This window comes from Parasphingorhabdus sp., from assembly GCF_036964565.1.
Lineage (GTDB): Bacteria > Pseudomonadota > Alphaproteobacteria > Sphingomonadales > Sphingomonadaceae > Parasphingorhabdus.
This window is the reverse complement of the sequence record NZ_JBALTN010000005.1, coordinates 345,637-358,331: the sequence shown is the minus strand read 5'-3', so window position 1 is coordinate 358,331 and position 12,695 is coordinate 345,637. Positions and strand designations below refer to the sequence as shown.

The window sequence follows — 12,695 nt, the reverse complement described above, 5'->3', positions numbered from 1 at the left end:
ATCGCCCTATCTGGGCAGTGAATTGGTGGCGGCCTGGGGCGTCTGCCCAGACTGCTCTGTTGCATTGGGTTGTGATACGATGCGAAAGGCCTTCGAGCCCTTAAGGTCGCGCCAGAAGGCCATATTGGAAAACCGCTCGAAAAGGTCCGGCGGCAAGATCGTCTCGCGAGGCGCAGGCTCAACCTTCGGTCGCACCCGGTGCAATCCGTCCAGGCCCAGTTGAGCATCGAAGACGGACGCATCATAGTCCAGGCCCTCGAAATCATGCTCGAAGCGGGCCTCGCCCAAGAAATCGTAGAGCAATTTAAAGACGTCCTGCGGCCGCTGGGTGATCATGTCGTATTCGACGATCACCAGCCTTTCGGCGAAGTCAGAATAACAGGCCTCGCGCAAAGCGTGCCAAGGATAACCCACCAGACGATTGGCGCCCGCCAGCGCATCTACACGGGTATAGACGGTCGTCCGCTCGGCCGGCGTGTTGAACAGCCGCGTGTGCTCAAAGGGATTGGCTCGATACAGGCGCTCCAGGGAGTCCATTATCCAGGGAAGGTCGCGCACTAGGCAGATGAGCTTTGAGTCGGGAAAGAGCTGCATCAGAGCGGGCAGTTGGGCCGTCCATGCCCGGTTCGTATCGAACACGACCGGCTCACCGCGGTCGGCATAATAGCTGTCGAACAATCCGCCCAGGAGACGCTTTCGTTGTTCGACTGAGACCATGGTTGAGATCTCCATCCCAGCCGAAACTTGAGAGATCAGGTTGTCGAACAGAGCCGCAATAGGGCTCGACATTCCAGCATGAAAGCGAGGGTTCTGCCGCAGGATCGCCGCTGTGAGGGTCGAGCCCGAACGCGGCAGACCGGAAATGAAATGAAATGATTTCGCTGGCGCCGCCATGATCATCCTGATTGTTGAGAGTTCGAGTTCACAAGAGGGAAAAGGATTTGTCGGGAATTTTCCTCAATCTGGATCATGGCACCACCGTCGCCGCCCGGGTTGCCTCCATCGCCGCCAAACGAGATGAAGTCCCTTAAGTTCAGATCATGGAGATCGACATCGCCAGACTGAACGAAAAGTCCGCGGAGAAAGTCATATCCGAGGACGTCCCTTTCTACAGATTGGGTTGCGGATTCATTGGTGCCACGAATGACCAGCGTGTTGCCATCCTGCAAATTGATTGCAGGCATCTGTGTTCCAGTGTTGTAAGTTGTGTCTATATTTATGTAGATAAGCCTGGAATTTGCGGGGACATCATTAGCCTGCTCAATCATGGATGGTAGCGTAACGGAGGTGAACGAACCGCCGCCTAAAGATTGGAGGGAAAAGATATCATAAACCGAATGGGGCAGACCCCCTGCATTAACCGTGGCGGCGAATTCGGATTCCGCGATTACCTGTTCGTCCGACACGATAATTTACTCCCAAGATAGCGACTGCCACGGCCACGTCGTCGTGCAAGCAGGGCCAGGCCGCGAAAGCAGCGCTAAAATATAGACTTTGTCAGAAGCACGCGGTAATGGCTTCGTCTTAGTATCGTAGGGTCTGGCCAGTCCTGATCGGTCGATGATATTATTCTTATCGTTTTCTTAGCTCTTGAAATTAAAGCAGTATTTCTCGTTGGGGGTCAAAATTCTATATGTTGGCAGTCTGGGTGAGCTCTTGTTGATACGCGTTGGAACTGAGACTAAGAGCGGCTCTCCCGGATCTTCGCGATGAACGACGCCGATGGGGAGGCCTTTTCGCTCGATGCGTTCGAGTTTTCAGGCGTGCTGGCGGAACCGTCGGCCCTGAGGCTTTGCAGCTCCAGCGGTGAAAGCACGCTTGAACCCAAAGTGATGGCGCTGCTGGTAGCGCTTACCCAGCGGCCGCAGCAATTGTGGCGCCGGCGGGAATTGCTGGAGGCAGTCTGGCCCAACGGTCTGGGCAGCGACGAAGGGCTCAGCCGCCTGGTGTCGCTACTTCGCAAGAGCCTGAAGGTCGATCACGACATCGACGACGTGATCACGACCGTTCCGAAACTGGGATACCGGCTGGATGCTACCGTAACCGGCCATTACGCACCGCGGCCGGATACGGACGCCTCAGGCGAAGAGGCTGGCACTGACCCAGCCGCCGGAAGGCGCGGCAAAAGGACAGCGCCGTTCGCGATCATCGCCGCGATCCTCGTTATCGCTATAGCCGCGCTGGCTTTTGCGATGATGCGCAACGATGATGCCAGCGCAGCGGGTTCCGAAAGCGAACTTGCCGATACGCAGGTCTCGCTGGCTGTCCTCCCGATCGAGTACAACACCGGCTCAGCCGAACGGTCCTTTCTTGCCGAGGGAATAACTAGGGATATCATTGCGAAATTGTCGCGCGTGCAGGACATCCGGATTGTACCATACAGCTTGGCCAGGGATTTCGCGACGGAAGCCGATGCAGGGAACGAAAGCCTTGACGTGCGGTATATCGTGTCCGGATCGCTCAGCGAGGAAGGAAGCAATTACCGGCTGCGGATCGACCTGACCGACAGGCAAACCCAGACGCAGATCTGGTCCAACGGGTTCACCCGGCCGATCGAGGGCTTTTTCGACCTTCAGGATCAGGCCATCCAGGAAATCGCGACCGCCCTGTTCTCGGAGATAGAAGCGTCCGAGATACAGCGCGTGAGCAGCCGGGACGAATTCATTCTCGATGTGTATGAGTTGATCCAGAGGGCCGAGGACGAACGCTACCGTTATGGCCGCGAACCGGGATTGCGCATCGTCGAGTTGGCGCGCCGGGCGATTGCCGCCGACCCGGACAGTCAGGCTGCGAAAACCCTGCTTGCTACCCAGCTCGTCCTCAACGCGACCAGCAGTTTTTCGGTCGATCGCGAGCGCGATATCGCAGAGGCACGCCGATTGATCGGCTCCCTTCGCCAGGCTGATCCCCGCAATGCCGAAGTTCTCTCCGTGGCGGGCCAGTTGGCTCTCTATATCGATACAGACCGGAGCTCCGCGCGCAGGTTGTTGTCGGCCGCTCTCGAGATCAACCCGAACGACGCGCACACTGCCGCCATTCTGGGGCTGGCACAGTGTTACGGCGGCGAGCCCGATGAAGGCCTTGCGCTGCTGCGCCAATCCGAAACCCGCGCCCCGCGCGAGCGCCGGGCCAGCCTGTGGGCCTGGTTCCGGTCCGGCTGCTTCAATTCCCGGGGCGATTTTCCTTCATCCCGCGACGCAATGGCTGACGCGATTGACCGCAATCCGAACAACGCGCATTTCTATTATGCGCTCGCATTTGTTGAATGCATGGAAAATAGGCCGGGCGTTGCTCACGAACATGCGCTGGAAGCCCGCCGCATCGATCCGCATATGACCCTTGATCGCTATCGTGGCGCGGTCATAGGGGCGGGGTATTCGGGATCGCCCGGAATGTCGGCCGACCGCCAATTCACCAAGGTTGCAACGTGTCTCGATGAATGAAGCGGCGGGCTGACGCGCCAGACAGCCGCCTGCATTGCTGCTGATCCGGTTGGATAGCCGTCGCGCGAGGCGAGGGCGTCAGAAACCGGCCGTCAGCTCGATCCCCGCTGCGGGCTTGCGGTGATCGAACTTGCCAGCGGCAACATGACCCACTGGGTGCGCATTGAAGGTCTTGTCAGGGAGCTCTATATGTCGCCGTCCTGCCAGGCACCCGCCGTCCTTCGGCTATCGGTTTTAAGGCCAACGAAGTGAAGCGCGTCATCACGATCGATGAAGGTGAAGCCGGGTAGACTTGTAGCGTGTTCTTCCAAAAACTGACGCTTGTATGATATTGCGAGGGTTACCCGACTTTGACGGACTTAAAAGGATTTGATGGGGGTCAGATCAGGTCTAAGCTCGGACTGTTAATGACTTTTTTGTCGTGCTACACGTGTTAAACATCAACAATTGGAGGAATTTTTAGTTGGCACAGGGTGATAAAGTTTCCGCGATATCCGTGAAGGCAATGAATGGAGCCATTGCTGAGGGAGGAAAATCTGCCGTTCTAAAATTCGTGCCCAGTTCGTCAGCAACCGAAGACGGGGCCGGGGTTCATATTTCTGTCCCAATTGATGCCCTACCCGACATGCTTGGGATGGTTTTTCGACTGATCGAGGCCGCTGTTGGTTCTGAACAGGACGTTGGCACCCGACCACTTTTCACCCCTTCGAGTGTCGCGACCGCAACAACCCCGGACGGGCGGCGTGCTCTAGTCTTCCAACTTCCGATGGATTGTCGAATTTCTCTTGCTCTGGATGATGCCCTGACAGAGGCCATCGCGGCCGACTTTGGCAGTTGGGCAGCAGATCGAGCAGATAGTCCCCCAACATCTTCTCAACACTAGCACTACTCGTCAGATTTTCAGTTGTGAAGGGTTTTAGGCAGTATGGCCACCCAGCTGGCGGTGTCTAGGGTCGGGACCTTTGTGGTTGCCGCCCGTGATGCCTGCTCCCTCCGCTCCGCTGGGAGGGATGATAAAGTTTTTGCGCTTGCCACGAGCCAAATCGGTGCGCACGAAAGTAAAGCGTGTCGCACGGATGCCCATCGATAGGGCATAAAAAATACCATCTGGCACTATCGACCTGGGTGAGCATTACCCGCTGCCAAAGCGCTTCATCAATATTTGCAAACAGAAGCTCGAAGAGCAGCATTGGATATTTTTCATCACGTAAATCAGAATACAGCGTGATGGTTCTTCCCAAGGCCCTTGCCAGAGGCCAAGCGAGTATATGAACGAACAGCCCGCCCCGTTTCAACATGCCAGCATGGTTTATGTCAGCGATATCCAGCCTGCAGTAGTTATCAATCGGCTGGGGCACTAGGTCCATCGCAGCAACACTGACCGGGTATTGACGTCTCAATTGGGCTGGCGAGGTAGGGCGCAAATATTCAGCGTAAAAAGGCGCTAATTCCGGTGCGTTTGCAAACGCATATTTAGAACTTAGTTTGTTCTGCGCATTCTTTCCATCTCGGCGAAGCTGCCCGAGTGATCGAGCGTGTTCAAAAGCCGCGATTGTCTCGCTTGGTAGCTTGTCAAAATCTTCTGGAGTGAGCGATTGGTGCGCTTGAGCTGCCAACCTGCGGGTCTTGGCGGCACCGGCACCAGGGGGTACAAAATACTTGGCTCGTTGCCGAGCGAGCTGAAGAAGCTTTTTCCTGAGCGCGAGGGAGGGTCCGCTGCAATCCTCCAGCAGACTTTTACGACTATGTAGATGCTCACCATATATGGTAATAAACAACTGTGATTGTTGATTATTATGAATATCGAAATATGGTCTGGCCCCAAGCTCAAGGATATGATGACTGATACCGACTGACCATTTTTTATGTCGCTTACCGTTTGCGGTCACCAGTAGTTGGTCATCGTCCTCGTTGTAACTTATAGAAACGCCAAGATGATTGAAGGTGAGAGTGACAATGGAGTTTTTGTTCTCAAACAGCCCAGCCTTTACCAGAAAGCTCATGGGAACAACGATCAACTCTTCGCTTGCATCAGCCATGGACATCTCCTCCCTTTGTAGAACCTGTCATCTTGCGTCGGAGCGGGTTAGCCTGCCGCTTATGGCAGGCCAAGATCATAAAGTCCCGGCACCTCGCAAAAGGCGCTCCGATCACAGAACCCTCACATTAAGACTTGAAACTTTTCTCACTTCGATCTACGCGCGCGCCTGCGCGCACGTAACGGTGTTTCATGGTGAAAAAATTTCGTTTCTGCAGAATTAAGCTCAAATTGCACATTTTCTGTCCGAATCTGTGGCAATCGTAAGACCACAAATTGCGATTCGGCCCAGATCGGCCACATTTTCACGTAAATAATACCAAGAATCGGGAATTTTGCACCCGAGACCAGTTCGCGACAGACTGCGTCGCGCACCAGCCTGTATTTCCAATGGCGATTGCGGCGCGTGTTGACCCCGGAAGCAACCAAACCGATATAGAACCTTCCTGCAGCTCATTTCTGACCACCCCTTAGAATTGCGGAACTTTCTGCGCTGCTCTGGCGTTGGAAAAAGGGAAAGGAGGCATTTCCATGTTCAACAGCCTGAAATTGGCCGCTTTCGCGGCGCCACTTTCTCTACTGGCCTGTGCCACCCCGGAAAGCGACGCGCCCGTTGATACCGCCGACGGGCAAGTCCGCTCCTGTTTCTTCATCAGTCAGGTGAACGGTTTCAACGACGCGCCAGAAGCCGGCATCGGCAGCGACCGCATCATCGTCAACGTCGGCGTCAACGACAAATATCTTTTCGAAACATTCGGGTCCTGTCCCGATCTCAACTGGAGCGAAACCATCGCGTTTGACCAGCGAGGACCGGGTCGCATTTGCCAGGGTCTCGATGTTGATCTCATCGTCCCGACTTCCATCGGTCCGCAGCGCTGCCCCGTGCGGATGATCCGCAAGGTGAGCGAGGCCGAGATTGAGGCGATGAAGGACTAACGTCGACCGCGCTCGGTCGAATACGACCGGAACAGCCTGTCCGTTTGGTCGCACTGTTAGCATCGATAAGATGGAACCGGCATGGCCATCCGCTTTATATTTGCCGACCTGTCCTGCATTCGTGCAAAAGGCCCCGCCGGTTTCCCGGCGAGGCCTTTCGTTTTCCTTATTGTCGGCGACTAGAACTTGAAGCCGGCACCGATGCCATAGCGCCGAGGTTCCAGCGTGAAGACGTTGGTGTACAAGCCCGATGACTGATCGGTTACGTACAGGCCGGTTTCCGAATTGCTGTCAAAGACATTCTGGATGAAACCGCGCACATACCAGCGATCATCGGTTCCGTTCAACTGGATCTGGGCATTGGCCTGGGCATAGCCCTTGATCCGGTTGACATTGCCGTTGAAGATGCTGCCGTAGCTTTCACCGGTATAGGCAAGGTCCACGCGCGGGACCAGGCTCATGCCATTGTCGAAGTTCATGCTGTACTGAACGCCCACGGAGAACTTGACCTGCGGTGACTGAGGCAGATCATTGCCCTTGATATTCTTGGGAATACCGGCAGCAAAATATTGGACACCGCCAAAGGCTGCGGGATCGATCCCTGCTCCGGCAAAGGCCCCGGCAGCAGCGGCTTCCAGTACGCTACAGATACCGAAGGCACCCGTCGATGCAATGCCGCCGTTGGACGGGAATGCGGTCGTTGGCTGAAGGTTTGCACCCGCAGCAACGCCCGGAACCAGACCGGCGTTGATGACAGTCGTGATCGTGTTGACGAACTGATTGACCCCTGCGGCGCTGCCCGAGGTCGAAGCCACGGCACAGTTTGACGCGTTGGTGATGTCCTTGATGATGACGGCATCGGAACGGCCGCCACCAAAGTCACGCGGATCGCTGTTGAATGTATCCCCCTTGACCTTGGTATGCAGATAGCTGAACCCGAGATTGATCGTCCAGTCCGGATCCGGGCGGACGATTGCCTCGACTTCGGCACCATAGATATCCGCGTCGATATTCTCGTTCACCGCCGTCCGCGCAACAATCTTGCTGAGCTGCAGATCCTTGTACTTGTAGTAGAATGCAGTCAGGTTGAGCTGCAGCGCACCGTCGCCAAATGTGTTTTTCGAACCGATTTCAAAGGCATCGACCTGCTCGGGCGCGAAGGATTCCGGTACCGCGAATATCGGCTGCAATGGCGGGTTGATACCGCCGGACTTATAGCCACGGGAATAGGACGCGTAGACCAGGTTGTCATCCGTGATCTTGTAATCAAGCACCGCACGGCCCGTGATCTCGTTATATTTTACGGTGCGATTCTGATAGATCTGGTTGCCAGGCGTACCGGGATCGGCATCGAAGGAGCCGACAAAGGGTGATCCGAAAGCATCCGTCGTCTGGCTGTATGGCACAAGGAAGCTGGCGAGAGTCGAACGTGCCTGAACCTCCTTCTTGTCATTATTGTAGCGCAGGCCGCCGGTCAGCTTGAGCGTATCGCTGATATCGAAATAGACCTCGCCGAACATGCCGTAGGATTTGACCTTCAGGTCATCGGTATTGTTGCGGAAATAGGGCGTGCCCAGAAATGCCGGAGGCAAGCCCCCTCCCAGAGCGGTGAAGCTTCCCAGCAAGCCTGCGACATAGTCGATCGCAAACGCGTTAACATAATAGCTGTTCTCGGTCAGATGATAATCGGCATAGATGCCGCCGACCAGGAAGTTGAACGGCCCATCGAGATCGCTCGAGATGATTGCCTCGGCCGACCAGCTGCTGTTCTGCTGGTTGGATCGGTCATATTGCAGCGGCGTCATCGAACAATTGCGATTCCCGCCGAAGGATCCGAGCCCGATCGTGTCAGTATCCGACGTGCAGAGCACGCCATTGGGGCCATCCGGGATAATAGCCGCAGCTATCGGCGCGAAATAGGCGGCAGGAAGACCGGGAACCAGTCCGGCTGCTGCAGCTGCAAGGGTGTTGAGTGCTGGCGCGTAAATATCCCTGCGGCCGATGTTGTTGTTATAGTCCTGCCGGGAATCCAGCTTGACCTTCTGGTACGTACCCGAAAGCTGGGCGCTGATCGGGCCGAAATCATGCTCGATCTTGCCTTGGAAGGTCATTTCGCTGGTGAAATATTCCGGGGTGAAGGCGGTATTCACCGTCCGCGAGTCGGCAGGAATGTCTACGCCCGAATATTGGTCCGGACCGTAGAGACTCCCCAAGGCGAAGGCGGTCGGAATACCGCGGATTGCCAGAAATTCTCGCGAAGAGAGAGCCGCCGTAAAGGTCGAGTTAGCGTTGAACGACTCGGCATTGCGAGAGTTGTTGAGGCAACCGAGAATGCCCGTCGGGTCGCGTTGGCAATATTGCTTCTGAATCCGCATGCGATTGTCTTCTTCGCGGAAATAGGATCCGAACAGGTCAATCGTGGTGTCGGGTGTCGGCTCGAACCGGAGCGAACCACGAATCGAGTATAATTCGCGGTCATCCAGCTTGGGTCCGCCATTCAGATTGGTGGTATAGCCATCGCGCTTCACATAGATGCCGGCACCACGGAACGCCAGGGTATCGCCCAGCGGGACATTGACCATGCCCTTGACCTTGATGGCATTGTAATTGCCATATTCGGCATCACCGGAAGCCTGGAACTGGCCCAATCGCGGCTTTGCGGTAACTACGTTGACCACGCCGGCGGTTGCGTTGCGGCCAAACAGGGTTCCCTGCGGCCCGCGCAACACTTCGACCCGTTCAAGGTCGAAAAATTCTGTTTCGAACAATCTCGTGGAAAATAGCGGCTGGTCGTTCAGATGGATCGCGGTTGCCTGATCGCACGACACGCCCACGCACAGATCGCCGATTCCGCGGATCGTAAAGCTCGAGCTGGTGAAGTTCGTTTTCGTAAACGTGATATTCGGAAGCGTCAGCTGAAGATCGGAGCTGTTTTCGATCTGCTGGGCTTCGAGCGCCTCCTGAGAGAAAGCCGAAACCGCGATGGGCACATCCTGTGCACTTTGCGCCTGGCGTTGTGCGGTAACAATGATGACATTGTCGTCCAGGGTACCTTCAACCTGATCCTGCGCAATGGCAGAAGCGGACATTGTAGATATAGCTGTAGCGGCTAACAGTAGCGATTTACGCATTTCTCTCTCCCAAATCCCGTTTTATCATCGAAGAGAGATGCTTTTGCTCTTCCCCCCGACCGTTCGATAGTCAACTAATCGCGCGATTAAGTCCAGACAGAAATATAAAAATTGCACCGGATCATTACATTTTTGCATCACAGAACCGCAATTTGATGCAAATTGGATACAAAAAGGCCCCGCCGGTTGCCCGGCGAGGCCCGATCTTGTAATTTTCGTTCAATCTAGAATTTGTAACGCACAACGCCACCATATGTCCGCGGCGCGCTTGGATAGCCGGAGACCGTCCCGGATTGAGCCACACCGTCGAATACGGTCGTGATGAACTTATCATTGAGCAGGTTACGGACATAAGCGCCGACTTCCAGCCCGCTTTCCAGCTTGAGGGTCATCGAACCGTTCACCAGATTGACCTCGCGGCTAAAAATCTGGGTGTTGCCCAACGCAGCGTTATAGGTCGGCAATCCATTGTTGATCGGCGTATTGCTTTCGTGGCTATAGTCAATTCGCGTGATCAGCATATTGCCGCTGGCGCCAAACTCGTGGGAGTAGGTCGCAGAAGTGGAAATAGCGAACTCGGGAATACCACCGGGCGTTGCACCGGTCAGGTCACCCAACACGCTGCCTGGGAAGTCGTCAAACAGTGGATCAAGATAGGTCATCGCGAAAGTGAACACCAGACCTTCGGTCGGGCTGATCGTGCTGTCAAACTCGAAGCCCTTGACCGATTGCTGACCCGCATTCTGCAAGGCAAAGCCGGTGCCAGTGAAGGCGAGGCTTTGGAAACCCTTGATGGTCTGGTCAAACAGGGCGAGGTTGAAGCCAAAGCCTTCCCACTGACCCTTTACACCAACTTCATAGACCGTGGCATTCTCCGGACCCGCAAAGCGCGATCCGCTTCTCAGGTTTGGCACTGCCAGACCCGCATCGAGGATCGGGGACGATGGTGCCGCGAATGTCGAACCACCCGGCCCTGCAACAAAATCATCGCTCGAAGGCCGGCTGTCTCGAGACAGGTTCACTGAGCTCGCCTTGAAACCGGTTGCATAGCTACCGTAGACACTGATTTCGTCAGAAATCCGGTAAGCAGCGCGCAGCAGATAGGTGAACTTGTCGTCCCGAGTCTTGCCGTCTTCCACCGCATTCGGAATGCTCAGGAACGGCGGCTGAAACTGGAACGCAGCCAGACCAAGCAATGGATTGGCAGCCGACTGTGCAGCCGCCAGAAGGGCAGCCTGATTTGCGGCCGGGAGCGCCTGGAACTGTGCCCGTGATGTTACGGTCCCACCGGTTGCACCGACAATGAAGGCGTCGATCAGATTGATCTGACCCAGCGGATCAAAGCTTTGCTGGGCGAGTGCAAAATCCTTCTTGTCGTCGGTATAATTGAAACCGCCGGTGATGACGAGGCCATCGACCGGTTCGAAATCAACCGTGCCGAAGATCGAATAGGACCTGTTGTCCATCGAAAACTGCTCGGATGTGAGCAGCGGCGTGAGGAAAATCGATTCCTGTGGCAGGCCAAGTCCTGCTTCAACCCCATTGAATATGCTCGGGTTGCCGGCAATGATATCTGCAGGATTCCCGCCAGCCAGTATTTCAAAGAAATCGCGGATCCGGGTACCGTTTTCGATCTGACTTGTCTGCGAGATGCTTTCGTCAAAATAATAGCCGCCGAGCAGGAAGTTGAGCGGACCGTCGAAATCCGATGCGACGCGGAATTCCTGGGTTAGGGTCTTCACCTTCTGATTGCGAGTCTCGTTGGCGATATCCAGACTGCTGTAGTCGATATCCGAAACGAACAGGTTCTTCAGCTCGCGGTAAGATGATATCGAGGTGAACGACAGCGGGCCAGCATCATAGTCGACCTGGATCGATCCGCCGTAATTGTCGACCTTGTTGATCGGAACCTGGTTGAGATAGGCATCATAGCTGAAGCGATCGGTAGAAAACTGGCCGCCAAGCAACTGGATTGCGCCGGCGGTCGGACCGGCGACAACGGTCATCACCTGACAACAAATTTCGTCAATCCGGGAAAAATCACCAATTGCGCGAATTTTCAAATCCGCCGCTGGCTCGAACAAGAGCTGGCCACGGGCGGCCCAGCGGTTGCGGTTATTCTGTTCTTCGTCCAGATTGACAATCTTGGCGTAACCGTCCCGGCGATTATAGCTCCCGTCAATCGAGAATGCGATATTCTCTGTGATCGGACCGGTAATATCGCCCTTGAGAACGACATTGTTGTAATTGCCGTAAACGGCCTCCACCGCACCGCCAAATTCGAACTGCGGTTCGCGGGTGACAACCGAGATCACACCGGCCGAAGCGTTCTTGCCGAACAGCGTGGATTGGGGGCCGTTCAGCACCTCGATGCGCTGAACATTGGGAAGGTCTGACAAAGCCGCAGCCGACCGCGAACGGAATACGCCATCAATGAAAACGCCAACAGACGGCTCGATACCGAAATTGTTGTCGCCATTGCCGAAGCCGCGGATGATGAAGGTCGAGGCGGACGAGGTCTGAAGCTGGCTGACACGCAGCGAGGGCGTCACCGTCTGCAGATCAAGCACATCGCGGATCTGTGCATTTTCAAGCGTTTCACCGGTGGTCACCGAAACCGAAATCGGCGTTTCCTGCAAGGTGGTCTCGCGCTTGGAAGCCGTCACGATGATTACATTGTCATCAACAGTTTCCTCGCCCTGGACATCCTGCGCATAGGCGGGGGAAGCGGCGATAACGCCACCGAGAGCGGTGGCGGTCAAGAATTTGGCGAGTTTCATGTGTTTCTCCTGCACCCCGAGTTTATCCCGTGGGTCTAAAAAAGAATGGAACCGAACGTCCATTGGTGCGCCAGCCATTTGTATAAATCGTGGGAATAGTCCAGCATATTAGCCTGAAAACGGGCCGCTTTGCCGCGCATTGTTGTGGGAAATCGCGTTATCGTTGCAACTAAGTCACAGATATCCGGCTAACCGGAAAATGGTGCCCCTGGCCCGACTCGAACGGGCACTCCTTGCGGAACTCGATTTTGAGTCGAGCGCGTCTACCAATTCCACCACAGGGGCTTTGGCTGTGTCATCTGACGATCAGCGAAATCGAGGCTCTGTTAGCGAACAGCTTATCCACTGGCAACGGCTTTTTCCGATG

8 protein-coding genes and 1 tRNA gene are annotated in these 12,695 nt (G+C 55.4%); 3 read left to right on the top strand and 6 right to left on the bottom strand.

The genetic code is table 11. The features are described from left to right. Positions 1 to 6 precede the first annotated feature (6 nt). Positions 7 to 894, bottom strand: coding sequence for a sulfotransferase family protein (locus tag V7650_RS09445; RefSeq protein WP_335655982.1), 888 nt, complete (start codon positions 892 to 894; stop codon positions 7 to 9). Between the two features lie 2 nt (positions 895 to 896). After that, positions 897 to 1,406: a hypothetical protein gene (locus V7650_RS09440; protein WP_335655981.1), complete on the bottom strand. Its 510-nt coding sequence runs from the start codon at positions 1,404 to 1,406 to the stop codon at positions 897 to 899. Between the two features lie 303 nt (positions 1,407 to 1,709). Here V7650_RS09440 and V7650_RS09435 point away from each other — a divergent pair, with 303 nt between their 5' ends. Both V7650_RS09435 and V7650_RS09430 read left to right on the top strand, forming a co-directional pair. Further along, positions 1,710 to 3,443 (top strand): winged helix-turn-helix domain-containing protein, encoded by a 1,734-nt coding sequence (locus V7650_RS09435; RefSeq protein ID WP_335655980.1) that lies wholly within the window; start codon positions 1,710 to 1,712, stop codon positions 3,441 to 3,443. A gap of 463 nt (positions 3,444 to 3,906) precedes the next feature. Then, entirely contained in the window at positions 3,907 to 4,326 is a 420-nt protein-coding gene (locus tag V7650_RS09430; RefSeq protein WP_335655979.1) for a hypothetical protein, read from the top strand. 64 nt (positions 4,327 to 4,390) lie between these two features. On the opposite strand, the gene V7650_RS09425 is transcribed toward V7650_RS09430, so the two are convergent. Continuing rightward, positions 4,391 to 5,482 (bottom strand): hypothetical protein, encoded by a 1,092-nt coding sequence (locus V7650_RS09425; protein WP_335655978.1) that lies wholly within the window; start codon positions 5,480 to 5,482, stop codon positions 4,391 to 4,393. A 530-nt stretch (positions 5,483 to 6,012) separates the two neighbouring features. Here V7650_RS09425 and V7650_RS09420 point away from each other — a divergent pair. After that, positions 6,013 to 6,417 carry a DUF6491 family protein gene (locus V7650_RS09420; RefSeq protein WP_335655977.1) on the top strand — a complete coding sequence of 135 codons (405 nt, stop codon included), beginning with the start codon at positions 6,013 to 6,015 and terminating at the stop codon, positions 6,415 to 6,417. A 179-nt stretch (positions 6,418 to 6,596) separates the two neighbouring features. On the opposite strand, the gene V7650_RS09415 is transcribed toward V7650_RS09420, so the two are convergent. The 3 genes from V7650_RS09415 to V7650_RS09405 form a co-directional block, all read right to left on the bottom strand. Next, positions 6,597 to 9,506 (bottom strand): TonB-dependent receptor, encoded by a 2,910-nt coding sequence (locus tag V7650_RS09415; RefSeq protein ID WP_335655976.1) that lies wholly within the window; start codon positions 9,504 to 9,506, stop codon positions 6,597 to 6,599. A 266-nt stretch (positions 9,507 to 9,772) separates the two neighbouring features. Continuing rightward, on the bottom strand, positions 9,773 to 12,328 hold the full coding sequence (locus V7650_RS09410; protein ID WP_335655975.1) for a TonB-dependent receptor: 2,556 nt from the start codon (positions 12,326 to 12,328) through the stop codon (positions 9,773 to 9,775). A 200-nt stretch (positions 12,329 to 12,528) separates the two neighbouring features. Continuing rightward, positions 12,529 to 12,613 (bottom strand) — tRNA-Leu (locus V7650_RS09405). Positions 12,614 to 12,695: the final 82 nt, after the last annotated feature.